Source organism: Burkholderia sp. RF4-BP95 (assembly GCF_001521985.1).
GTDB lineage: Bacteria > Pseudomonadota > Gammaproteobacteria > Burkholderiales > Burkholderiaceae > Burkholderia > Burkholderia diffusa.
Genome location: NZ_LOSX01000042.1, coordinates 47,673 through 71,248, shown reverse-complemented (window position 1 = coordinate 71,248; position 23,576 = coordinate 47,673). Strand labels below are relative to the sequence as shown.

General features: G+C 64.9%; 24 protein-coding genes. 2 read left to right on the top strand and 22 right to left on the bottom strand.

What is annotated here, in order from left to right:
• Positions 1-40: 40 nt before the first annotated feature.
• The 18 genes from rnc to WS46_RS15920 form a co-directional block, all read right to left on the bottom strand.
• Positions 41-1,288 (bottom strand): ribonuclease III, encoded by a 1,248-nt coding sequence (gene rnc / locus WS46_RS16005; RefSeq protein ID WP_059691086.1) that lies wholly within the window; start codon positions 1,286-1,288, stop codon positions 41-43.
• 153 nt (positions 1,289-1,441) lie between these two features.
• Entirely contained in the window at positions 1,442-2,335 is an 894-nt protein-coding gene (gene lepB, locus WS46_RS16000; RefSeq protein ID WP_059447970.1) for a signal peptidase I, read from the bottom strand.
• Between the two features lie 16 nt (positions 2,336-2,351).
• Positions 2,352-4,145: a translation elongation factor 4 gene (gene lepA / locus WS46_RS15995; protein ID WP_021159691.1), complete on the bottom strand. Its 1,794-nt coding sequence runs from the start codon at positions 4,143-4,145 to the stop codon at positions 2,352-2,354.
• A gap of 210 nt (positions 4,146-4,355) precedes the next feature.
• Positions 4,356-4,592: a glutaredoxin family protein gene (locus WS46_RS15990; protein WP_059691085.1), complete on the bottom strand. Its 237-nt coding sequence runs from the start codon at positions 4,590-4,592 to the stop codon at positions 4,356-4,358.
• A 7-nt stretch (positions 4,593-4,599) separates the two neighbouring features.
• Positions 4,600-6,099: a DegQ family serine endoprotease gene (locus WS46_RS15985; RefSeq protein ID WP_059691084.1), complete on the bottom strand. Its 1,500-nt coding sequence runs from the start codon at positions 6,097-6,099 to the stop codon at positions 4,600-4,602.
• 120 nt (positions 6,100-6,219) lie between these two features.
• Positions 6,220-7,920, bottom strand: coding sequence for a group II intron reverse transcriptase/maturase (gene ltrA / locus WS46_RS15980; protein ID WP_059523719.1), 1,701 nt, complete (start codon positions 7,918-7,920; stop codon positions 6,220-6,222).
• A gap of 964 nt (positions 7,921-8,884) precedes the next feature.
• Positions 8,885-9,964: a MucB/RseB C-terminal domain-containing protein gene (locus WS46_RS15975; protein WP_059523721.1), complete on the bottom strand. Its 1,080-nt coding sequence runs from the start codon at positions 9,962-9,964 to the stop codon at positions 8,885-8,887.
• 5 nt (positions 9,965-9,969) lie between these two features.
• On the bottom strand, positions 9,970-10,587 hold the full coding sequence (locus WS46_RS15970; RefSeq protein WP_059523722.1) for a sigma-E factor negative regulatory protein: 618 nt from the start codon (positions 10,585-10,587) through the stop codon (positions 9,970-9,972).
• Positions 10,588-10,675: 88 nt separating this feature from the next.
• Entirely contained in the window at positions 10,676-11,275 is a 600-nt protein-coding gene (rpoE, locus tag WS46_RS15965) for an RNA polymerase sigma factor RpoE (RefSeq protein ID WP_006752490.1), read from the bottom strand.
• A gap of 91 nt (positions 11,276-11,366) precedes the next feature.
• Complete coding sequence (locus tag WS46_RS15960) at positions 11,367-11,831, bottom strand: protein YgfX (RefSeq protein ID WP_059691083.1); 465 nt, start codon at positions 11,829-11,831, stop codon at positions 11,367-11,369.
• Between the two features lie 11 nt (positions 11,832-11,842).
• Positions 11,843-13,075: a beta-ketoacyl-ACP synthase II gene (gene fabF, locus WS46_RS15955; protein WP_059691082.1), complete on the bottom strand. Its 1,233-nt coding sequence runs from the start codon at positions 13,073-13,075 to the stop codon at positions 11,843-11,845.
• 162 nt (positions 13,076-13,237) lie between these two features.
• Positions 13,238-13,477 (bottom strand): acyl carrier protein, encoded by a 240-nt coding sequence (acpP, locus tag WS46_RS15950; protein WP_004197638.1) that lies wholly within the window; start codon positions 13,475-13,477, stop codon positions 13,238-13,240.
• 144 nt (positions 13,478-13,621) lie between these two features.
• A complete protein-coding gene (gene fabG, locus WS46_RS15945) occupies positions 13,622-14,371 on the bottom strand; it encodes a 3-oxoacyl-ACP reductase FabG (protein ID WP_059523729.1) in 750 nt (249 codons plus the stop codon).
• Between the two features lie 36 nt (positions 14,372-14,407).
• Positions 14,408-15,340, bottom strand: a complete 933-nt coding sequence (gene fabD, locus WS46_RS15940) for an ACP S-malonyltransferase (protein ID WP_059691081.1) — start codon at positions 15,338-15,340, stop codon at positions 14,408-14,410.
• A gap of 85 nt (positions 15,341-15,425) precedes the next feature.
• Positions 15,426-16,415: a beta-ketoacyl-ACP synthase III gene (locus tag WS46_RS15935; protein ID WP_059691080.1), complete on the bottom strand. Its 990-nt coding sequence runs from the start codon at positions 16,413-16,415 to the stop codon at positions 15,426-15,428.
• The gene (gene plsX, locus WS46_RS15930) at positions 16,416-17,522 is read right to left on the bottom strand and encodes a phosphate acyltransferase PlsX (protein ID WP_057928056.1); all 1,107 of its coding nucleotides are present in this window, start codon (positions 17,520-17,522) and stop codon (positions 16,416-16,418) included.
• A gap of 129 nt (positions 17,523-17,651) precedes the next feature.
• Entirely contained in the window at positions 17,652-17,831 is a 180-nt protein-coding gene (gene rpmF / locus WS46_RS15925) for a 50S ribosomal protein L32 (RefSeq protein WP_006051932.1), read from the bottom strand.
• A 98-nt stretch (positions 17,832-17,929) separates the two neighbouring features.
• Complete coding sequence (locus WS46_RS15920; RefSeq protein WP_059691079.1) at positions 17,930-18,565, bottom strand: DUF177 domain-containing protein; 636 nt, start codon at positions 18,563-18,565, stop codon at positions 17,930-17,932.
• A gap of 255 nt (positions 18,566-18,820) precedes the next feature.
• Between WS46_RS15920 and WS46_RS15915 the strand changes: the two genes are divergently transcribed.
• The gene (locus WS46_RS15915; protein WP_059691078.1) at positions 18,821-19,450 is read left to right on the top strand and encodes a Maf-like protein; all 630 of its coding nucleotides are present in this window, start codon (positions 18,821-18,823) and stop codon (positions 19,448-19,450) included.
• The gene (locus WS46_RS15910; protein WP_059523739.1) at positions 19,447-20,169 is read left to right on the top strand and encodes an SAM-dependent methyltransferase; all 723 of its coding nucleotides are present in this window, start codon (positions 19,447-19,449) and stop codon (positions 20,167-20,169) included. Before WS46_RS15915 ends, WS46_RS15910 begins: the two co-directional genes overlap by 4 nt.
• Positions 20,170-20,241: 72 nt before the next feature.
• Here WS46_RS15910 and WS46_RS15905 read toward each other — a convergent pair whose 3' ends face one another.
• The 4 genes from WS46_RS15905 to WS46_RS15890 are packed head-to-tail and all read right to left on the bottom strand — an operon-like array spanning position 20,242 to position 23,323.
• Positions 20,242-21,234 (bottom strand): S49 family peptidase, encoded by a 993-nt coding sequence (locus tag WS46_RS15905; RefSeq protein WP_059691077.1) that lies wholly within the window; start codon positions 21,232-21,234, stop codon positions 20,242-20,244.
• Between the two features lie 12 nt (positions 21,235-21,246).
• Positions 21,247-21,657: a Rieske 2Fe-2S domain-containing protein gene (locus WS46_RS15900; RefSeq protein WP_059523743.1), complete on the bottom strand. Its 411-nt coding sequence runs from the start codon at positions 21,655-21,657 to the stop codon at positions 21,247-21,249.
• Entirely contained in the window at positions 21,654-22,313 is a 660-nt protein-coding gene (locus tag WS46_RS15895) for an HAD-IA family hydrolase (protein WP_059523745.1), read from the bottom strand. Before WS46_RS15895 ends, WS46_RS15900 begins: the two co-directional genes overlap by 4 nt.
• A gap of 5 nt (positions 22,314-22,318) precedes the next feature.
• Complete coding sequence (locus WS46_RS15890) at positions 22,319-23,323, bottom strand: RluA family pseudouridine synthase (RefSeq protein ID WP_059691076.1); 1,005 nt, start codon at positions 23,321-23,323, stop codon at positions 22,319-22,321.
• Positions 23,324-23,576: the final 253 nt, after the last annotated feature.

The window sequence follows — 23,576 nt, the reverse complement described above, 5'->3', positions numbered from 1 at the left end:
GGAAACGGCCGCGCGGCGCGCGGCACGATCGAGGGGCAATTCAGTGGTCGGCATCGGCCACGCGCGCCTGCGCGGCAGCGAGGCTTGCGCCGCCCTGCGGCGTCTCGGCACCGGGCGCCGCGGTGTCGCGGGCGCGCGGCGCCGGACGCGACGCGGCGTCGGAACCGGCAGCAGGCTTGTCGGTCGACGCGGCCGGATCGGACGCCTGGCCGGCCTGCTTGTCGGCTGCACGGGGTGCGGCTTCCGCGGGCTTGTCCGCCGCGCGCGAGCCGGCTTCGTTGCGATCCGACGGCTTCTCGGGCGCCTTCTCGGCAGGCTTCTCGGCCGTCGGCTTCGTGGGCCGGTCGGCCTTGTCAGCGGCCGTTTCCACATGCGCCGCGCGAATCGCGGCCATCGGCGCCTGCGCCGGCCGCTCGGTCGGGTGCGCGCCGGCGTCGGTCGCTGCCGACGCGGCAGCCGCCGCCTTCGCATCGCGCGCCGCCGCACGCTCCTTCCGTTCCGGCGAACGCAGGTCCAGCGCTTCCTGCACGCCCTTCACGCCCGGCACGATTTCAGGCTCGACGTGCTTCGACCCGCGTGCGTTCTTCGAACGCTTCGGCTTCGCGGCCAGCATCGGCGCAGCCGCCAGCACTTCGTCGAGCGCCTTCTTCGCGGCAGCCTGCTCGGCCGCCCGCCGGCTCGCACCGGAGCCCGACACCTTCACGTCGAGCTTCGGCACCGTGCATTCGACCTCGAACTGCTGATTGTGCGCCGCACCATGCGTCGCGACGACCGTGTAGGTCGGCAGCGCGATCTTGTGCCCCTGCAGGTACTCCTGCAGCAGCGTCTTCGCATCCTTGCCGAGCGTGCGCGGGTCGATGTGGTCGAGAATCGGGATATAGAGGCGCTTGATGACCCCTTGGGCGGCTTCGAAGCCGCCATCGAGGAATACCGCCCCGATGATGGCTTCGAACGCGTCCGCGAGGATCGACGGGCGACGGAAGCCGCCGCTGCGCAATTCGCCCTCGCCCAGCCGCAGCCCTTCCGAAATATTCAGGGCCTGAGCGATTTCGTAGAGCGACTGCTGCTTGACGAGATTGGCGCGCACGCGCGACAGGTCGCCTTCGTCCAGCTTGCTGAAACGCTGGAACAAAAGGGCGGCCACCGCGCAATTCAGAACGGAATCGCCGAGAAACTCGAGCCGTTCGTTGTGCGTGGCACTGTGACTGCGATGGGTCAAAGCCTGGCGCAACAATTCCGCATTGCGAAATTCATAGCGCAGCCGGCTTTCCAACTGGGATAGGGGCATGTGCAGGAGTATAACGCGGGCGCCGGTCGGGCCGAAACGGCACGGCCGGACGCGAAAAGGCGTGACGAGGCGGTGTTACCGCCGGTTCTTAAAGTAGTTCGGCAATACGCGACGCGGCCCGTGCGTCGCGTATTGCGTGCGAGTCGAACGCGATCAGTTGAAGGAACCGATGCGCTTCAGGTCGCCGAAGTTCATCCAGATGAAGAACGCGCGGCCGACGATGTTGTTGTCCGGCACGAAACCCCAGTAGCGGCTGTCCGCGCTGTTGTCGCGGTTGTCGCCCATCATGAAGTAGTGGCCCGGCGGCACCTTGCAGATCACGCCGCGGCTGTTGTACGTGCAGTTGTCGCGATACGGATAATCGTAGGCGCCCATCACGAACGGCGGCACGGCGGGATTGTTGAGGATCGCATTCTTCTTCGTGCCGATCGTCTCCTCGAACTGCTTCGCGTAGTTCTGGCGCTCGTCGTCGAAGAAATCCGGCAGCGGCGTTTCGGGCACCGGCTGGCCGTTGATCGTCAGTTGCTTGTCCTGGTAAGCGACCGTGTCGCCCGGCAGGCCGATCACGCGCTTGATGTAGTCGACCGACTCGTCCTTCGGATAACGGAACACGACGACGTCGCCGCGCGACAGCGGGCTGCCCTGCGTGATCTTCGTGTTCGTGATCGGCATGCGCAGGCCGTATTCGAACTTGTTGACGAGGATGAAGTCGCCGACCAGCAGCGTCGGCACCATCGAGCCCGACGGGATCTTGAACGGCTCGACGACGAACGAACGCACGACGAACACGGCCAGGATCACCGGGAAGAAGCTTGCGGTGTACTCGAGCCACCACGGCTGGCGCAGTTTTTCGTCACGCAGCTTCGAACGCGTCTGCCCCGCGTTTTCGTCCGCGAAACGCTTGTCGATACGCGACTGCTGGCGATCGAACTCCTCGATCGCCGCGTCGGCCGCCTTGCGTCGCCGCGGCAGGAACACCAGTTTGTCCAACACCCACGCTACGCCCGTCACGACGACGAGCACAAAAAGAATCAGCGCAAAATTCATAAAAGGATCAGTCCTGTTATTTGTCTTCGACGCGCAAGATCGCGAGGAACGCCTCCTGCGGGATCTCGACCGAACCCACCTGCTTCATGCGTTTCTTACCTTCTTTCTGCTTCTCGAGCAGTTTCTTCTTTCGCGTGATGTCGCCGCCGTAGCACTTCGCGAGCACGTTCTTGCGAAGTGCCTTGATGTTCTCGCGCGCGACGATGTGCGCACCGATCGCCGCCTGGATCGCCACGTCGTACATCTGGCGCGGAATGATCTCGCGCATCTTCGCGGCCACTTCACGGCCGCGATACTGCGACTGCGAGCGGTGCACGATGATCGACAGCGCATCGACCTTGTCGCCGTTGATCAGCATGTCGACCTTCACGACGTCCGACGAACGGTATTCCTTGAACTCGTAGTCCATCGATGCATAGCCGCGCGACACCGACTTCAGGCGGTCGAAGAAGTCGAGCACGATTTCGGCCATCGGGATTTCGTACGTCAACTGCACCTGGCGGCCGTGATACTGCATGTTGATCTGCGAGCCGCGCTTCTGCTCGCACAGCGTGATCACGGAACCGACGTAGTCCTGCGGCATGTACAGGTTCACCGTGACGATCGGCTCGCGGACTTCCGCGATGCGGCCGGGCTCCGGCATCTTCGCCGGGTTCTCGACCATGATCGTCGAGCCGTCGCTCTGCACGACCTCGTAGACGACCGTCGGTGCGGTCGTGATGAGGTCCATGTCGAACTCGCGCTCGAGCCGCTCCTGCACGATTTCCATGTGCAGCAACCCGAGGAAGCCGCAGCGGAAACCGAAACCGAGTGCCTGTGAGACTTCCGGCTCGTACTGCAGCGACGCATCGTTGAGCTTCAGTTTCTCGAGCGATTCGCGCAGCGCGTCGTACTGGTTCGCCTCGACCGGATAGAGGCCCGCGAACACCTGCGGCTTCACTTCCTTGAAGCCCGGCAGCGGCTCGGCGGCGGCCTTGGTCGCGTGCGTGACGGTATCGCCGACCTTCGCGGCGGTCAGTTCCTTGATGCCCGCGATGATGAAGCCGACCTGCCCGGCCGACAGCGATTCGAGATTGCGCGACTTCGGCGTGAACACGCCGACGTGCTCGACCGGATACTGCGCGCCGGTCGCCATCATCTTGATCTTGTCCTTCGGACGCAGCGTGCCGTTGACGATGCGCACGAGCATCACGACGCCGACGTAGTTGTCGAACCACGAGTCGATGATCAGCGCCTGCAGCGGCGCGGCCGGATCGCCCTTCGGCGGCGGCACTTTCGCGATCAGCGCTTCGAGCACGTCCTCGACGCCGAGCCCCGTCTTCGCGCTGCAGCGCGTCGCGTCGGTCGCGTCGATGCCGATCACGTCCTCGATCTCCTCGATCGCGTTCTCGGGGTTCGCGGCCGGCAGGTCGATCTTGTTCAGCACCGGCACGACCTCGACGCCGAGCTCGATCGCCGTGTAGCAGTTCGCGACCGTCTGCGCCTCGACGCCCTGGCTCGCGTCGACCACGAGCAGCGCACCTTCGCACGCGGACAGCGAACGGCTGACTTCGTACGAGAAGTCGACGTGCCCCGGCGTATCGATCAGGTTGAGGTTGTAGACCTTGCCGTCGCGGGCGCGATAGGACAATGCCGCCGTCTGCGCCTTGATCGTGATGCCGCGTTCGCGCTCGATATCCATCGAGTCGAGCACCTGCGCTTCCATTTCACGGTCGGCGAGGCCGCCGCATACCTGGATGATGCGATCCGCGAGCGTCGACTTGCCATGGTCGATGTGCGCGATGATCGAGAAATTGCGAATATGATCCATTCAGTGCCGATCAAGCGAAAAAGGCGCGCTCGACGACTGCGGAGCACGCCTTGTAAGTCGGTGAAAAAACGGCTTATTTTAGCCGAAAAGGCCTTTGCCGGGCGGTAATTTGGGACGCCTGGTCGCGGACGCCCGGTCAGGACGTCCTGCCGGAGGCCTTGGCGGGCGGACTCGCACCGGCACCCCGCGCAGCCGGCGACGGGGCCAGGTTCAGCGCCGCATCGTCAGCGCGCCGCGCACCCTCGCCTCGTCGAACCGGTGGCGACACACTTCCGTGCCGTCCAGCAACAGCACCGGCACTTCCTCGTCGTAACGGGCGACGAGTGCCGGATCGGCATCGATGTCGACGTACTCGACGGCAACGCCGAATTCGGCCGCCACCGGCGCCAGCGCATCACGCATGTCGTCGCACAGGTGGCACCAGCCGCGGCCGTAGAGCGTGAACATCGGTGCGTTACTTCTGGATCGGGCGCGGGCGCACCGGCACGAACTGCGTATTGTCGCCGCGCCGCACGAGCACCGCGACCGCCTTCTGCGGATCGAGCTGCGCGGTCACGTCGGCGAACTGCTTCGCGCTCGTGATGTCGGTGTCGCCGACGCGCAGCACGATGTCGCCGCGCTGCAGGCCCGCCCGGGCCGCCGGGCCGTCGACGCCGTCGATCTGCACGCCGTTCTTCAGCTTCAGCGACTTCAGCTGGTCAGCCGAAAGGTCGCTGACCGTCAAGCCGAGTGAATTGGCCGGGCGCGGCTTCTGCGGCACATTCTTGCGCTGCTCGGCCTTCGCCGTCGTCTCCGCCGGCGTCTCGGCGATCGTGATCGGCACATCACGCGCCTGACCCTTGCGCCACACGCTGACGGTCGCCTTGGTGCCCGGCTTCGTGTCGCCGACCATGCGCGGCAGATCCGACGCCGTATCGACCGACCGGCTGTTGAACTTCAGGATGATGTCACCCGGCTGGATGCCCGCCTTGTCGGCCGGACCACCCGGCTCGACGCTGCTGACGAGCGCGCCCTCCGCCTTCGGCAACCCGATCGAATCGGCCACCTCCTTCGTCACTTCGCCGATCGCCACCGCGATCCGGCCGCGCGTGACCTTGCCGGTCGCCTTCAGCTGGTCTGCCACGCGCATCGCCTCGTCGATCGGGATCGCGAACGAAATGCCCATGAAACCACCGGTGCGGCTGTAGATCTGCGAGTTGATGCCGATCACCTCGCCCAGCATGTTGATCAGCGGGCCGCCCGAGTTGCCGGGGTTCACCGCGACGTCGGTCTGGATGAACGGCAGGTAATCGCCCGTGTTGCGGCTCTTCGAACTCACGATGCCGGCCGTCACGGTGTTGTCGAGGCCGAACGGCGAGCCGATCGCGACCACCCACTCGCCGACACGCACCTTGTTCGAATCGCCGATCGCGACGACCGGCAAGTTCGACGCCTGGATCTTGACGACCGCGACGTCCGTACGGTCGTCGACGCCGACCAGTTTCGCCTTGAATTCGCGCTTGTCGGTCAGCGTCACGTAGATGGTGTCGGCGTCGTCGACGACGTGCGCGTTGGTCATCACGTAGCCGTCCGCCGACACGATGAAGCCCGAACCGACGCCGCGGTTCTGCTCGGTGTCGGGCGGATTGTCCGGCGTCGGCGCATTCTTCGGACTGCCATTGCCGCCACCGTTGCCGGGTGCCTGCGGCAGCGGAATGCCGAAGAAGCGCCGGAAGAATTCCGACATGTCGCCGTTGTCGAAGCCCGGCGGGAGCACGCCACGCGGCCCGGGTGTCGGCACGTTCGCGGTGGTCCGGATGTTCACGACAGCCGGCCCGACCTTCTCGACCAGATCGGCGAAGTCGGGAAGGCTGGCTGCTGGAGGCGTGACAGCGGCCGCGGTTTGCGGGGCGAGCGGCAGGCAGGCAAACAGCACCGCCGCCGCGAGCACTTTGCGCAGCGTGAGTTTCGTCATGTCGGAAGCCGTAGCGTTACTTGGTAGGGTAGCCCCCTCTCCTTGCGGAGAGAGGGCCCCCTAGGAACCGTACGTGCGAGTTTCCCCGCATACGGCTCGAGCCTACAAACAAAGTCCTAGCTATTGCTGGACCGGCTTAGTTACAGCAATTCTACCAACGTGCACCTGCTGGTGGCAGTGTGGGTGCAGCAGCACTCTGTTGGAGAGCGCGTCGGTTCCGCCATGCATCCGATACTCCAGATGGTGGTCGTGCCAACCCGTTTCGTCCGTCAGAGCACATCCGCAATGCGCACACAGCCCGCACTGCGTCATGTACAGCGTGACCCACTGTCGCCGGTAGCGCATCGAATCTGCCATGCGCTCCTGTCGTAGTTGTTCGCTGTACTGCTCCCAACTCGGATCAAAGGGATTGAAGTCCCCCTTCACCTTCTTGTGCCGCTTGATGACCGTGCCGCTGATCTGGTACAGCTCAAGTAGCCCAACACTGCCGTCTTCCCGTACAGTCCGGGAGGCAAACACCCACCGCCGGTTGTCAACCGAGTGGAAGTACTTCCTTCGCACCCAGTCGGCACCTTTCTGCGGGTGCCGCCTCTTCGACCACCGCCAGAGTCTCTGGAATATCAGATGCTCCAAACGGCTGTACGCCTGCTTAGCTACTACGGGGCAGTGGTATTGCGCCCACCCGCGTAGCATCGGGTTTAGCAGTCGGATCAACTCCTCCTGCTTTACCGTCTTATTGCCGCTGATCGCTTCCGCCACCTTGCGGTAGAACGTCTGCACGTTCTTCTTGCTAGGTTTGATGAGCAGCTTTCCCGAGTACTTCCGGAAATTCCACCCAAGGAAATCGAAGCCTTCGTCAATCTGGACAATCCGCGTCTTTTCCTCGGAAAGTTGCAGTCCTCGTTGTGCAAGGAATCCTTCTACCCAAGGTCTGACCTTGTCCTCCAGCACTTCTTTCGATGCGCCGGTTATAACAAAGTCGTCCGCGTATCGCACCACATTTACTTTCAGCTTTTGGGCCGTCCGCACCCCTAATGTCGCATTCAGATGCAGCATCAAGTCACGTTCCAGCCCGTTCAGCGTCACATTAGCCAGCGTCGGGGAAATGATGCCTCCCTGCGGCGTACCAGCCTCAGTCGCCTGTAGCCGACCTTCGTGGATCAGGCCAGCCTTCAACCACTTCCGCAAGATCTCCTTGTCCATTGGGACGTGGGTCATCAGCCAGTCGTGATTGATGTAGTCGAAGCAGCCTTTGATGTCTGCCTCCAGAATCCATTGGGCCGAGGCCTTTTTGGACAAAGAGACAAATATCTGCGACATGGCGTCAGCCGTTGAGCGATTAATCCGAAACCCATATGAGTTCGGGTCGCTCGTCGATTCCGACACCGGCTCCAACGCCAGCAAGTACAGGGCTTGCATCGCCCTATCCCGCATGGTCGGTATGCCCAGAGGGCGTAACTTTCCATTGGCCTTGGGGATAAAGACTCTCCTTAATGGCAGAGGCTTGTATCCGCGCCGCTTCAACTTGCCGATGGCTTCCCATCGGCTCTCAGGCGAGTCCCATACCTCACGATCGACCCCAGCCGTTCGTGCACCTTGGTTTTGCGTAACACGTCGTACCGCATACAGCTTTGCGGACAACGTGCGAGTCAGCATCCTTTGCAGGGTTTTCACCTTGCGCCAGTTGCCTTCCCGCGTCGCCTTCGCAATTCGAATCTGCATCCCTCTCACGTTCCGTTCCACGCGACGCCAATCGACGTCGTGCCAGTGGTTCAGCGCGTGGGAAAGCGCAGATCCGCCCTCACGGGTAGATACTTTCATGCTGCTCTCCTGCTCCGAGAAGTGAATCCCTTTGCGGAGAGCAACACGTCCCCTTGCGGGAGCGTTTTGCTCCCACAAGGGATGAAAAAGAAACACTGATGACTAAGAAGCCACCAGCAATCACACCTCAGCCTGAGGGTTAGTCAGCCGTCTTGCGACGGTAGACCAGACGGAAGTCTGCCCGCTTTCGCGTGGGATGATGTTTCAATCCCTATCCGAGCCATTACAGCCCGACATTCGCTTTTTCCGTCCTCCCATACCCGCACAATCAACAGCGTCCCTTGCGGTTCGCCTGCCAGCCGACTGCGCTGGCGACCATACGGGCTTACCGCGTTCCCGGCATGTCACACGACTGAATTAGGCCCTGCCTCTCCCCCGGCGGTCCGATGACGACGTAACCCGATACTCCAGCGGGTTATCCGACCGCACACCATTTTGGTTGATGCCTAACAGCAGCTTTGGCATCGCAATACTGACGAGGTTTATCAGCAGTTCACTTACGTTGGCCATCTCAGTCAACCTAGCTCCTTGACCCCTTTGCTGCTTGGAGTCTCCAAGTAGCGGCCTCGCGACCGATACCTGCCCGATACTTCTAGGGGCTACATTGTCAGAGAAGCTTCACACCCCACCGTTACCAGTGACGCATGTCCTCCTAGGTTACTGCTGGTCGTACAGCAGGTTCACTACCTCCCATTGCTGCCAGGAGGCCGAACAATGACACGCCGAACTCTCGCTCGACTGTAAACACAACCCCGCATCCGGAAGCTACGGGGAAAATTGCAAACACCAATCCGCCTTGTCAGCGGAGTTGACGCCGCTAACTAGGCGGAACCCGATGGTAATCGGGCTAATGCAATACGATAGACGGCCAACTGCGACCGCTTTTCGTCTATAGAGGGTTCCAACGTACGGCTGTCAGTTCCCCCTCTCAAAAATAGTGACCAAAGGTCACTCTGTGGTCGGCTTAACGCCGACAGTCGATGCGACTCGCGTCGCACGAAGCCTTGTATTCTATGGCAGACGCGAACTGCTGCAAGGTGGCCGGCGGCACTTCGCCGAGCACGGTGATCCAGTAGTCGCCGCGACGCTTCACGAGCACGTGGGTCGCGCCGGTGCTGCCCGCCCCTTCCTTGCGCGTGTTCTTTTCGGCCGGCTCGATGAAGACGGAGATCGTCGCGAGGCCGTCGGTGAAGACGGCCTGATCGACCGGAATCGGCGGATCGCCGGCGTCGCGCGCGGCCATCGGCCGGCGCACCTCGCGAATCTTCCGGAAGCCGGCGATGGTCGGTGCGATCTGCCAGCCCTGCGCTTCCATGTCGACCGTCGCGACCGGCGGGCGAACGACCGTCCAGCCGCTCAGGTTGCGCATGCCGGCCGCGATCGCGGATTTGTCGCCGACCGTGCCGCCCGTCTGCACTTGCGAAAACGCGACCTGCTCGAGCACGTGATCGCTCGCATCGAGCGTCTGCGAACGCAGCAGCAGCCCGGTGCGGGTGTCGGCCCACAGCTTGTACGTGAACCGGTACGCATCCTTCGGCACGAGTTCGACCACTTGCGCGTCGACCCCGGCCACCCGGTCCTTGCCGAGCAGCTTCGCGTCATAAACGGACATCACGTGCTCGCCGCCCGCGCCGAGCAGTGCAGGGAACGAATCGCGCGTCTGGCGGCGCTCGACCACGCACAACTTGCGCTCGGGGACGAACGTGTACAACTCGTCGTTGTGCCGCAGAACCTTGCGCGGCTTGCCGTCGAGCGACTCGATCCGCTCGAACTCGCCGTCGCGGGACGCCACGTGCGCGATGCGCGACGACTGGACATACCCGCCGCGCTGGTAGACGAACGTACCCTCGTAGCTCTGCTGCTGCGCCGCCTGCTGGATGCGATCGAGCCAATCCGCCGCACCCTTGCGGGTCGCGACGGGATCGTCCGGTTGCTGGGCGCTGGCGGGGAGGGATTGAACGGACAACAGGGCGGCTGCGCAAAGCAGGAGGGCCGGCAGCCGCTTCCATCCGGAGATGGCGTGATTCAACTGCAATGTCCGCATCGGGTTTATTGGCCTGGCGTGGTGGTCACGGCAGCGCGGATCAGCGGCATCGAGCCCGTGACGACGGGCTGCTGCGCGAATTGCTGATGCGCTTCAAGGTATTGGTCGAGACTTGCGTCGCGGATGATGTTAACGTCCTGCAGGCCCGGCTGCGCCGATGCCTGCGCAACCGTCACGCGCTGCAGGTTGCCGTTCTGCGGTGCGCCTGTCGACGCGACCTGGACGGCGCCCGGCGCACCGGCCGTCTGCATCTGCGGGACGACGATCCACGTCAGCGTGGCGGCCGCGGCGGCCACCGCGAACGCGGGCACGACACGCCGGCGCAGCGACAGCAGCTTGCGCGCGACCGGCGCGGCGGCCGGCGCGAGCAGGTGCGGCTCGCTTTCCAGCGCAGCCGACATGCGCGCGGTGAACGCGACGCTCAGCGCGGGCGACAGCGCGAGCTCGTCCGAGCGCAGCGCATCGCCGATCAGGTGGTAATGGGCCCACGCAGCGCGATCCGCGCGGTCGAGCTCAGCCAGAAACTGCCCGTGATCCGGGCCGTCGAACAGTTCACCGTCGACCAGAGCGGAAAGGCGCTCGCCGCGCGAGCACGCTTGCGACTGCGTATTGACCGACCCCATGATGCTCCCCATCTTGCACACACCCCGTCGTGACTTCACGACTCTATCCGTAACTAGACCCCGACCCGCGTCGTTGCGCCCGTCGCGCTTACCAGCGCTTGCCTTCGGGCGTATCGAGCAGCGGACGCAATTTCGCAGCGATTGCCTCGCGCGCCCGGAAGATCCGCGACCGGACCGTCCCGATCGGACAATCCATCATTTCCGCGATCTCTTCGTAGCTCAGGCCCTCGATCTCGCGCAGCGTGATCGCCTGGCGCAGTTCTTCGGGCAGGACGGCCATTGCAGCGTTGACCGTCTCGGCAATCTGCTTGCTCATCAACATCGACTCAGGCGTGTTGATATCCCTTAGTTGGTCTGCGTCGGAGAAAGTTTCCGCTTCCTCGGCATCGGCCTCGGTTGAGGTCGGTGCCCGGCGGCCCTGCGTCGCAAGGTAGTTCTTCGCCGTATTGACGGCAATCCGGTACAACCACGTGTAGAACGCCGACTCGCCGCGAAATTGCGGCAGCGCACGATACGCCTTGATGAACGCGTCCTGGGCCACATCCTCGACCTCGGCGGGATCCCGCACGAGGCGCGAGATCAGCCGAATGATCTTGCGGTGGTATTTGGAGACCAGGAGTTCGAACGCCGCCTTGTCGCCTTTCTGTACGCGCTCGACCAGAGCCTGATCGATTTCTTTTTCACTCACCTGACAAATCCGTTAACTAGGGATGCAACGCGGAGCGTTATTGTAGCGTTCCGGCGCCGGCCGCTGGTTACGGTCGGTAACTGCGCCACCGTCATGCCCGCCCTGCCGTGCCCGCGGTACGCGCCAGCACGGACAGCGCGCTGAACGACGCGGCGTCGAGCGCATCGGCCGGGATCAGCAGCGGCCGGGCACGCCGGGCGCCCTGCCCGACCGACAGCACGAGCAGCAGGCTGCTCCAGTGCGCATGGCCGGTCACGCGGCCCCGGGCGAGCAAGCGCCCGGTGCGGCCAAACGCCGCAATCTCCCCGAATGCATCGATCCGCAACTCGGCCGGCAGCCGACGGGCACAGGCCCGTGCGGCACACATGGCAAGCAGCGCTGCCGTCGCCGCGGACACGCACGCGCCGGCTGCGGCACCGGCCCGCGGCGCCCAGAACAGGTACGCGGACACGGCAGCCGCCGCGACGAACACGGCCAGCACGACATACGACACGGCCGAGGCCCGCAACGCAAAGCGCTGCGGACGCCCGGCCGGAGCATCGAATGGACTCGTCAAGCGATTCAGCGTCAGACGCGCTTGAACACCAGCGTGCCGTTGGTACCGCCGAAGCCGAAGTTGTTTTTCACGGCAACGTCGATCTTCATGTCACGCGCGGTGTTCGCGCAGTAATCGAGATCGCACTCGGGGTCCTGGTTGAAGATGTTGATGGTCGGCGGCGACACGTTGTTGTGCAGCGCCAGCACCGTGAACACCGACTCGAGGCCGCCCGCGCCACCCAGCAGGTGGCCCGTCATCGACTTCGTCGAGTTCACGACGAGCTTGTACGCGTGCTCGCCGAATGCCGCCTTCACCGCGTCGGACTCGTTCTTGTCGCCGAGCTGCGTCGATGTGCCGTGCGCGTTCAGGTACTGGACCTCGTCCGCGTTCACGCCGGCGTCGCGCAGCGCCGCAACCATGCAGCGGCGCGGACCGTCCATGTTCGGCGCGGTCATGTGGTACGCATCGCCCGTCATGCCGAAGCCCGAGACTTCCGCATAGATCTTCGCGCCGCGCGCCTTCGCCGCCTCGTACTCCTCGAGCACCATCACGCCCGCGCCCTCGCCCAGCACGAAACCGTCGCGATCCTTGTCCCACGGACGGGACGCCGTGGCCGGATCGTCGTTGCGGGTCGACAGCGCACGCGCGGCCGCGAAGCCGCCGATGCCGAGCGGCGACACCGTCGATTCGGCGCCGCCCGCGACCATCACGTCGGCGTCGCCGGCCTGGATCAGGCGCGCCGCGAGGCCGATGCTGTGCAGACCGGTCGTGCAGGCCGTCACGGCCGCGAGGTTCGGGCCCTTCAGGCCGAACATGATGCTCAGGTGACCCGAGATCATGTTGATGATCGAACCCGGCACGAAGAACGGCGAGATCCGGCGCGCGCCGCGATCGACGTAGGTCTGGTGCGTGTCTTCGATCATCGGCAGGCCGCCGATGCCGGAGCCGACCAGCACGCCGATGCGTTCCGCATTGGCTTCGTTCACTTCGAGGCCGCTGTCCCGGATTGCCTGGACGCCGGCTGCGATGCCGTAATGGATGAACGTATCCATGTTGCGGGCTTCCTTCGCCGGAATGTATTCCTCGGCGCTGAAACCCTTAACCTCGCCCGCGAAATGGCAGGCAAGGTTCGACGGATCGAACTTCGTGACGGTGGCGATGCCGGACTTGCCGGCGACGAGATTGGCCCAGCCGTCGGCAACATTATTGCCAACGGGCGAAATCAGCCCCAGGCCTGTAACGACAACACGACGGCGGCTCACGGTAACCTCTTTTCCATTGGATGACAAAAACAAAAGCCACAGTGGCCACAGGAACCAGCCCTGCGAGCCCTGTGGCTGTTAGTCCGTCCGGCGCGGTTGCCGGCAGGATGGCGCGTCAAACGCGAAGATCGCGGCGACGTGGCAGATAAGCGCGAAAGGCGCTTACGCCTTGACGTTTGCGCGAGCGTAGTCGATCGCTTGCTGAACGGTCGTGATCTTCTCTGCTTCTTCGTCCGGGATTTCCATGCCGAACTCGTCTTCGAGCGCCATCACCAGTTCGACCGTGTCGAGCGAGTCCGCGCCCAGATCGTTCACGAACGATGCTTCGTTCTTGATCTCGGCTTCTGCGACGCCCAGTTGCTCAGCGACGATCTTCTTGACACGTTGTTCGATGTTATCCATTACCCCTCCGAGGGAAAGTTCAGATTTACAAGTGCGCGCATTTTATCAGGTTTGCTGACGCCAAAACGCGCGTTGGCTTGATGGTCGATCAAGCGCCGATCCGCCTGAAAAACGGGATACGGCGCGGATGGTAAACGAAAATCGTTACGACATGTACATGCCGCCGTTCACGTGCAGCGTCGTGCCGGTGATGTAACCGGCCTGCGGCGATGCGAGGAACGCGACGGCATGGGCGATGTCTTCCGGGCTGCCGAGGCGGCCGAGCGGAATCTGGGTCTTGAGCGCGGCCTGCTGTTCCTCCGGCAGCGTCTTCGTCATGTCGGTGTCGATGAAGCCCGGCGCGACGCAGTTCACCGTGATGCCACGGCTGCCGATCTCGCGCGCGAGCGCACGCGTCATGCCCGCGACGCCGGCCTTCGCGGCCGCGTAGTTGGCCTGGCCCGGGTTGCCGGCCGAGCCGACCACCGACGTGATGTTGATGATGCGGCCGCCGCGGGCCTTCATCATCGGACGCAGCACCGCACGCGACAGGCGGAACACCGACTTCAGGTTGGTGTCGATCACCGCGTCCCAGTCCTCGTCCTTCATCCGCATCGCGAGCTGGTCCTGCGTGATGCCGGCGTTGTTGACGAGCACGTGGAGCGCGCCGAATTCCTTCACGGTCGCGTCGATCAGCGCTTCGGCCGCCGCCGCGTCGTTGACGTTCAGCACCGCGCCGCGGCCCGTCACGCCCGCTTCCGCGAACCCTGCGGTAATCGCGGCGGCGCCCGATTCGCTCGTCGCCGTGCCGATCACCGTCGCGCCCTGGCGCGCGAGTTCGAGCGCGATCGCCCGGCCGATGCCGCGCGATGCGCCGGTCACGATCGCAACCTGTTTATCGAGAGTCTTTTCCATGAATCGAATATCCGTCTCTTGAGGAAAGGCGCCGCGTCAGGCGGTCGCCAGCTTCAGTGCTTCGTCGAGCGAAGCCGGATCGAACACCGATGCACCGACCAGATTGCCGTCGATGCGCTTCGTCAACCCTGCCAGCACCTTGCCCGGACCGCACTCGATCACGTGCGTGACGCCCATGCCCGCGATGTGCTGCACGCATTCGACCCAGCGCACCGGACCAGCGGCCTGGCGCACCAGCGCGTCCTTGATCGCGGCCGGATCGCTGACCACCGCGACGTCGATGTTGTTGACGACCGGAATCTGCGGCGCCTTCACGTCGACGTTCGCGAGATAGTCGCGCAGCTGGTCCGACGCCGGCTTGAGCAGCGACGAATGGAACGGCGCCGACACCGCCAGCGGCAACGCGCGCTTCGCGCCCTTCGCCTTCGCGATCTCGCAGGCCTTCTCGACGGCCGCCTTCGCGCCCGCGATCACGACCTGCGCCGGCGCGTTGAAGTTCACGGCTTCGACGACGCCCGCTTGCGCGGCTTCGGCGCACACCGCGCGCACCGTGTCGTCGTCGAGACCCAGGATCGCGGCCATGCCGCCCTCGCCGACCGGCACGGCCGTCTGCATCGCCTGCGCGCGGAAGCGCACGAGCGGCACCGCGTCCTTGAACGCGATCGCGCCCGCGGCGACGAGCGCCGTGTATTCGCCGAGGCTGTGGCCCGCGACGATCGACGGTGCCGGGCCGCCGGCCTGCTGCCATGCGCGATAGCACGCGTAGGCGGCCGTCAGCATCACGGGCTGCGTGTTGGTGGTCAGATTCAGCTCTTCGGCCGGACCTTCGGCGATCAGCTTGCCGAGATCCTGATTGAGTGCATCGGATGCTTCCTGGAGCGTCTCGCGCACGACGGCCAGATCGGCGAATGCGTTGAGCATGCCGACCGACTGCGAGCCCTGCCCCGGAAAAACGAATGCAAATTTCATATCGTCCCCAATTGAATCGATTCGGACGGCGCGCGCGAACGGCGCGCCGGTTCGGGATCCGCGCGCAGCAATTGCGCGCCGCGGATCAGTAGCGGAAGACGGATGCGCCCCACGTGAAGCCGCCGCCGACGCCTTCGATCAGCACGTGCTGACCGCGCTGGATGCGGCCGTCGCGCACCGCGGTGTCGAGTGCCAGCGGGATCGACGCAGCCGACGTGTTGCCGTGCTGGTCGACCGTCACGACCATGCGCTCCTGCGGCAGGCCGAGCTTGCGGCAGGTGCTGGTCATGATGCGGATGTTGGCCTGGTGCGGGATCAGCCAGTCGACCTGCTCGGGCGCGAGATTCGCCTTGGCGAGCGCCTCGATCGCGACCTTTTCGAGCACGTTGACCGCGAGCTTGAACACGGCCTGCCCGTCCATGTACAGGAACGCGCTGCCGTCGATCACGCCGCGATTGACGTTGCCCGGCGTGCAGAGGATGTTCGAATAGCTGCCGTCCGCGTGCAGCGCGCTGCCGAGCACGCCCGGCTCTTCCGATGCGGACAGGATCACCGCGCCCGCGCCGTCGCCGAACAGCACGCAGGTCGTACGGTCCTTGAAATCGAGAATGCGCGAGAACGTCTCCGCGCCGACGATGAGCGCCGTGCGGTGCTGGCCGCTGCGGATGAAGCTGTCGGCCGTCGCCATCGCATACGCGAAGCCCGAGCACACGGCCTGCACGTCGAATGCCGCGCCGCCGTTCTTGATACCGAGCTTGTTCTGCAGCAGGCACGCCGTGCTGGGGAACACGAAATCGGGGGTCGAAGTCGCGACGATGATCAGGTCGATCGACTGCGGATCGATGTCGGCCGCCTCGATCGCACGACGCGACGCTTCGAGCGCGAGATCGCTCGTCGTGACGTCCGGTGCGGCGAAGTGACGCGCATGGATGCCCGTGCGCGCAACGATCCACTCATCGCTCGTCTCGATGCCTTCCTTCGCGAGTCGATCGGCGAGCTGCTGGTTCGTGACGCGGTCGGGCGGCAGGTAGCTGCCCGTGCCGAGCACGCGGGAATAGAGAGTCGATTGGGCCATTTATGCTTTAGAGGATTGCGCAGCGGAAGGTTCGGCGTGATGGCCTGCGGCCGGGCTCGTCTGGCCCGCGCCGCCCGCGTCGTGTTCGCCGTCGCCGAGCGACACCGAATTGTCCGCCATCGCGCGCGCGAGGCGCTCCAGCACGCCGTTTTTGACGGCATCATACCCGCGTTTGATCGCCCACTCAAACGCGTAGGCATCGGCCGAACCGTGGCTTTTGATCACGAGGCTTTTCAGCCCCAGCAGCGCCGCACCGTTGTACTGGCGGTGATCGACACGCTTCTTGAAACGCATCAGCACCGGCAGCGCAAGCAGCGCCATCAGCTTCGACATCAGCGAACGGCCGAACTCCTCGCGGATGATGTCGGACAGCATCTGCGCCAGCCCCTCGGACGTCTTGAGCGCGACGTTGCCGACGAAGCCGTCGCAGACGATCACGTCGACCGTGCCCTTGTAGATGTCGTTGCCTTCGACGTTGCCGCGGAAATTCAGCGTGCTGGCGCGCAGCAGTTCACCTGCGCGCTTGATCGTCTCGTTGCCCTTGATGACCTCTTCGCCGATGTTCAGGAGGCCGATCGTCGGACGCTCCTTGCCTTCGAGCGCGGCGACGAGCGCGTGCCCCATCTCTGCGAACTGCAGCAGGTGCTGCGGCTCGCAGTCGACGTTCGCGCCGAGGTCCAGCATCATCGTGTAGCCGGTCGGGTTCGGCAGCGCGAACGCGATCGCAGGCCGCTCGATGCCGGGCAGCGTCTTGAGCACATAACGGGAAACGGCCATCAGCGCGCCGGTGTTGCCGGCGGAGATACAGGCCTGGGCCGCGCCTTCCTTGACGTGGTTGAGCGCGACACGCATCGAAGAATCCTTCTTCTTGCGCAGCGCCACTTCGACAGGGTCGTCCATCGCCACGACTTCGGTGGCGGGCACGATGGTCAGCGCGGGATCGTCGAGGGCTTTCAGCTTTTTCAGCTGAGCGCGGATCGCGCTTTCGATGCCGACGAGCATCAGGTGCGCATCGGGATGCGCGCGGACGAACTTGACTGCCGCGGGAACGGTCACGGACGGGCCGTGGTCGCCTCCCATGCAATCGATTGTGAGCTTTACGGTCATGGAATGCGACGAATTTCAGGCACAAAAAAGCGGCAGTTGAATGCCGCCTTTTTGTTGAGCCAGGAAAGTGTCAAGCGAACCAGTTGTCACGCGAACGGCGATCGTAGCGCGCAACGCGTGACTTGACGCTTAGTCGTTCTTCGTCTTGACGACTTTCTTGCCGCGATAGTAGCCGTTCGGGCTGACGTGGTGACGCAGGTGCACTTCACCCGTGCTCGGCTCGACTGCCAGCGGCGCTGCCGTCAGGAAATCGTGCGAACGATGCATGCCGCGCTTCGACGGCGACTTCTTGTTTTGCTGGACTGCCATGACTAACTCCTAAATAATTTTCCGGATTCTAACACAGCCCGATCCGGCGCTTAACTACCCTGGCCCAAAGCCCTTACGCCTTCCCGCGCCACAACTGCTTAGTGTTTCTTGCCGCCGTCCCCATCCTTCTTCAGCGCTTCCAGCGCCGCGAACGGATTCGGCCGTTTGCCTTCGTCCCCGTCTTCGGCGGACTCGTCGTCCGCGTCTTCCGAAGGACCGCTCGCACCCGACACGAGGCTTTCGTGAACTGCCGGGCAAACCTCGTGCTTGGGCACGAGCGGCAACGAAAGCAGCAACTCCTCTTCGATCAAGTCGACGAGATCGAACTGGCGTGAGCCCACGATCACATCGGCTTCATCGTCGTCGAGCGGAAATTCTTCAGCTTCTTCTTCGGTCGCAACGACCCGGTACGTCATGTCGACGTCGAACGTCTGGTCGTACGGGGTCATGCAGCGCTGGCACGTGAGCCACGCGTGGCCGTGCACCGCGAGGCGCAGATACGGCTGCTGCCCATCGGCGCCGTCGTCCTGCAACTCCTTCTGGGTGAACCCCTCGGCCTGCCACGTGAAGACCGTGTCGCGATCGGGCGCGTCCGCCGGCACTTCGTTCAGCATGCGCGGCAGCTGCGACAGACGCACGGCACCCGCTGCCTGCCGCCCGCTGCGGGCGAATTCGAACAGGTCGACCGCGTGCGGATCAAGCGACGCCGCAGGTTTGCCAGAAGAAGTGTTCATGTTGCGCTCCTGCCTACAGGCTGACTTGCGGGATCCGGCTTGCTGGCGCCGCACATTCGGCGCCGCGCACGTGCGCGATCTACGCCGCGTACGATTACGTACTTTACTTCCGAAAACCCGGCAGGCGCCACCACTGCGAAAGCCTGCCGACGAAAAGCGGGAAAGCATACCTGTTTTACCTTTTGCGGTCAATCACTTATGCTTGCGCCCTCGCAACACCGCGCCACACCTGACGACTCATCGCCCCAATCGACCATGCCGGATACCGTTTGCCGCCCGCCGCGGCTGATTCTCGCCTCCAGTTCCCGCTACCGCCGCACGCTCCTCGAGCGCCTCGGCGTGCCGTTCGACGTGATGTCGCCCGACCTCGACGAAACCCCGCTCCCAGGCGAAACGCCGGCCGCGACCGCGCTGCGCCTCGCCGGCGCGAAGGCGCGCGCGGTCGCCGCGACGATCGACGCGCCGGACGGCGTGCTCGTGATCGGGTCGGACCAGGTCGCGACGTTCGACGGCTGCCAGATCGGCAAGCCCGGCACGCACGAGCGCGCGCTCGCGCAGCTCCTGTCGATGCAGGGCCGCGACGTCGAATTCCACAGTGCGCTCAGCCTGTACGACAGCCGCACGGGTGAAACCTGGAGCGAGGACGTCGTCACGCACGCGCGCTTCCGCTCGCTTCCCGAAGCCGAACTCGACGCGTACTTGCGTGCGGAAACGCCGTACGACGTCGCCGGCAGCGCGAAATCCGAAGGCCTCGGCATCGCGCTGCTGGATGCCATCGACTCCAACGACCCGACGGCGCTCGTCGGCCTGCCGCTGATCGCGCTCACGCGGATGCTGCGCGCCGCGGGCTATCCGCTCTTTGCCACCCAGGGAGACCGCGCATGACGGCCGGCACGCTCTATCTCGTCCCGAACACCCTCGGCGAAGGCGACGCATCGATGCTCGCCGCCGTGCTGCCCGCGGCCGTGCAGGCGCGCGCCGGCACGCTCGGCTATTACATCGGCGAAAACGCGAAAACGACCCGCGCGTTCCTGAAGAAGATCGGCACGACGCGGCCGATCCAGGAAATCGAGATCCGGGAACTGAACGTCAATACGCCGGCCGGCGAGATCGACCGGCTGCTCGCACCGGTACTGGCGGGCGCGGACGCCGGGCTCGTATCCGAGGCCGGCTGCCCCGCCGTTGCCGATCCTGGCGCGCTGCTGGTCCGCCGGGCGCACGAGCGCGGCGTGAAGGTCGTGCCGCTCGTCGGGCCGAGTTCGATCCTGCTCGCGCTGATGGCATCCGGCCTGAACGGCCAGAGTTTCGCGTTCAACGGCTATCTGCCGGTCGATGCGGCCGCGCGCGCGAAACGCCTGCGCGAACTCGAGCAGTTGTCGCGCAAGGCGCGCCAGACGCAGATCTTCATCGAGACGCCGTACCGGAACCACGCGATGCTCGACACGCTCGTCGCGACCTGCGCGCCGTCGACGCAGATCTGCGTCGCGGCCGATCTGACCCTCGAGACCGAGACGATCGCCAGCCGTACGGTGGCCGACTGGAAAAAGGCGCCTGCGCCGAATCTGCACAAGCGCCCCGCCATCTTCCTGCTGCTCGCGAACTGAGATCGGCACCGGCGACAGCCTCGCGGCACGGGGCGCCCCGCTCCGCTCGCCGCGGCGCCGGCCGGTTGCCGCTCAGCGCAGGCTGAACGACGCGCCGCCGGCGGTCAGCGCCTTCATCGCGGCACCGCCGACGGCCGCGCCGAACTTGCGCGCAACGCGATTCGTCAGGCTTTCCTTCACCGTGTAGTCGACGAGATCCGGCGCCTTCAGCACGTCGCGCGCGACCGTGTCGGTCGTGCCGTAGCCGTCGGCGAGCCCGAGTTCGACGCTCTTCTCGCCGGTCCAGAACAGACCCGAGAACATGTCGGGCGTTTCGTGCAGCCGCTTGCCGCGGCCATCCTTCACCGCCTTGATGAACTGCGCATGGACCTGGTCGAGCAGCGCCTGCGCATGGGCATCCATCTTCGGCGTCTCGGGCGAGAACGGGTCGTAGAAGCCCTTGTTTTCGCCCGACGTGTGCAGGCGGCGATCGACGCCCAGCTTGCCCATCAGGCCCGTGAAGCCGAACCCGTCCATCAGCACGCCGATCGAGCCGACGATACTCGCCTTGTCGACGAAGATCTTGTCGGCGGCGGACGCAATGTAATAGCCGCCCGATGCGCACATGTCGGTCACGACGACGTACAACGGCTTGTCCGGATACTTCGTGCGGAGCCGGCGGATCTCGTCGTAGACCATCCCTGCCTGCACCGGGCTGCCGCCCGGGCTGTTGATCCGCAGCACGACGCCGGCCGTGCCGCTGTCGTCGAAAGCGGCATCCAGCGCCGTATTGATGTCGTCGGCGTTCGCGTTGGTGCCCGCCGCGATCTCGCCGTCGATCGTCACGAGCGCCGTGTGGCGCCCGCTCGACGAGAACTTCGAGTCGCTCGAGAAATCGATCAGCGCGAACGCGAACAGCACGAATACGCCGAGGAACGCGAAGCGGAAGAAGATCTTCCAGCGCCGCGCCGCGCGCTGCTCCTTGACGGCCGCGAGCGCGATCCGCTCGAGCGCCGCACGCTCCCAGTTCGGTTCGCGGCTGTCGGGACGGGGCGAGGAATCAGGGATGTTCGGTTGGTCGGCCATGCAGTAATGTCTTCAGTCGGTCGTGGCGGAAGGAGGCGGAGCGGCGGGCCCCAGGTCGGCATCCGGCACCCAGAATACCGCACGCCCGTCCGGCGTGTCGCGCTCGTCGACTTCGACCGGCCGCAGACGACCGCCGCGGCACGGGCCGCCGACACACTTGCCGGTATCCGGCGCGTAGATCGCGCCGTGCGTCGCGCACATCAGGTACAGGCCCGACGACTCGAAGAACTGCCCTTCGGCCCAGTCGAGCTCCATCGGCACGTGCGCGCAGCGGTTCAAGTAGCCGTACGCGCGACCTTCGTAACGCACGAAGAACACGACCGCCTGCTCGCCGCGCAGCGACGCGTCGACACGCACGCCGGCGCCGCCGTCGGCCAGCGCGTCCGATGCGCACACGCGTACGGCGTCCGGCGTCGTGCTCATGCGTGCTCCCGCAGCCACGCCGCCAGCGCGCCGACGTCCGGCGCGACGAAGCGCGGCGTCAGGGCGGCCAGCGCATCGGCCGTGTGCGCGCCGTACGCGACGCCGATGCCGGCGGCCCCGGCACTGGCGGCCATCTGCAGGTCGTGCGTGGTGTCGCCGATCATCACGGTACGCGCAAGATCCTGCCCCAATTCGCGCGACAATTCGTGCAGCATCGCCGGGTGCGGCTTCGAGAATGTTTCGTCCGCGCAGCGCGTCGCATCGAACAGGCTCGTCAGCTTCGACTGGTCGAGCACGCGGTTCAGCCCGACACGGCCCTTGCCGGTCGCGACCGCGAGCAGGTAACCTGTATCGCGCAATTCCGCGAGCAGTTCGCGCACGCCGGCGAACAATTCGATGCGCTGATCGTCCAGCAGGTAGTGATGGCGATAACGTTCGGCCAGCCGTGGATAGTCGGACGGATCGAGAGTCGGCGCAGTGATCTGGAGCGCATCGCGCAAGCCGAGGCCGATCACATAGCGGGACGCCTCGTCCGACGGCGTGGGCAGGCCGAGATCGCGGCACGCGGCCTGGATGCTGTGCGCGATGTGCGCAGTCGAATCCATCAGCGTGCCGTCCCAGTCGAAGACGATCAGGTCAAATTGCTGTCGGGCCATGCGAGTCAGGCGGTATCGCGCAGAGCGCGGAGTTGATCGAGGAAGCGCCGGCATTCGTCCGGCAGCGGCGCGTCGAACTGCAGCGCCTCGCCGGTCAGCGGGTGCGCGAGCTTCAGCCGGTGCGCATGCAGGAACATCCGTTTGAGCGACGGCTGCGCGTTCGCGCGCGCCAGCGCCTTGTTCAGTGCGAAGTCGCCATACTTGGCGTCGCCGGCGATCGGCAGGCCGAGATGCGCCAGGTGCACACGGATCTGATGGGTCCGACCCGTTTTGAGTTCCGCCTCGACCAGCGCGTAGTCCGGCCAGCGCTCGATCAGGTTGAACACCGTGTGCGACGGCAGGCCGTCGTCCTGCACGCGCACGCGCCGCTCCCCTTCCGGGGTCGAATACTTGAACAGCGGCGCCTTCACCGCACGGCGGCGGCCCCAGTCGGACTGCCACTCCCCGTGTCCGCACGCAAAGTAACGCTTGTCCATCCGGTTCTCGCGGATCTGCTCGTGCAGGCCGACGAGCGCCGAGCGCTTCTTCGCGAGCATCAGGATCCCGGAGGTCTCGCGGTCGAGCCGATGCACGAGTTCGAGGAACTTCGCGCGCGGACGCGCCTGGCGCATCTGCTCGATCACGCCGAACGCGACGCCGCTGCCGCCGTGCACGGCGACGCCGGCCGGCTTGTTGATGACGAGCATCGCATCGTCTTCGTACAACACATCGAACTGCGCGGGCGGCACGATCGGCGTGTCGGCGCGCGCGAGGTCGGCCGCTGCCACCCGCACGGGCGGCACGCGGACGATGTCGCCGAACGCGAGGCGATACTGGGCGTCGACCCGACCCTTGTTCACGCGCACTTCGCCGCTGCGCAGGATCCGGTAAATATGGCTTTTGGGCACGCCTTTACAGACGCGCAACAGGAAGTTGTCGATCCGCTGACCGGCCGAGTTTTCGTCGATCTGGATCATCGATACCTGGCCGCTTGCGACTGAATTCTGGGATATTTTGCCTAACTCATTCATACTGAATATAATTTTGCCCAGCCGGACGTTGAGGGTGGCCTGACAGGCCGGCCCCGACGGAATCGGGCAAGGCGCAAGCGCAAACCGCTATTTTACTTGCGCCGGGGGTCTGCTGCTCGCCCCTGATCAAAGAGATGCAGCAAGTTGCACGCACGGCGCCGCCCGTCGGCAAGGATCGCGCCCACAGGCGGATTCGGTCGGCAAGGCGCCGCGGTAACGGAAAGTTGGTTGAAAAGAATTTGATCGGCAGCCC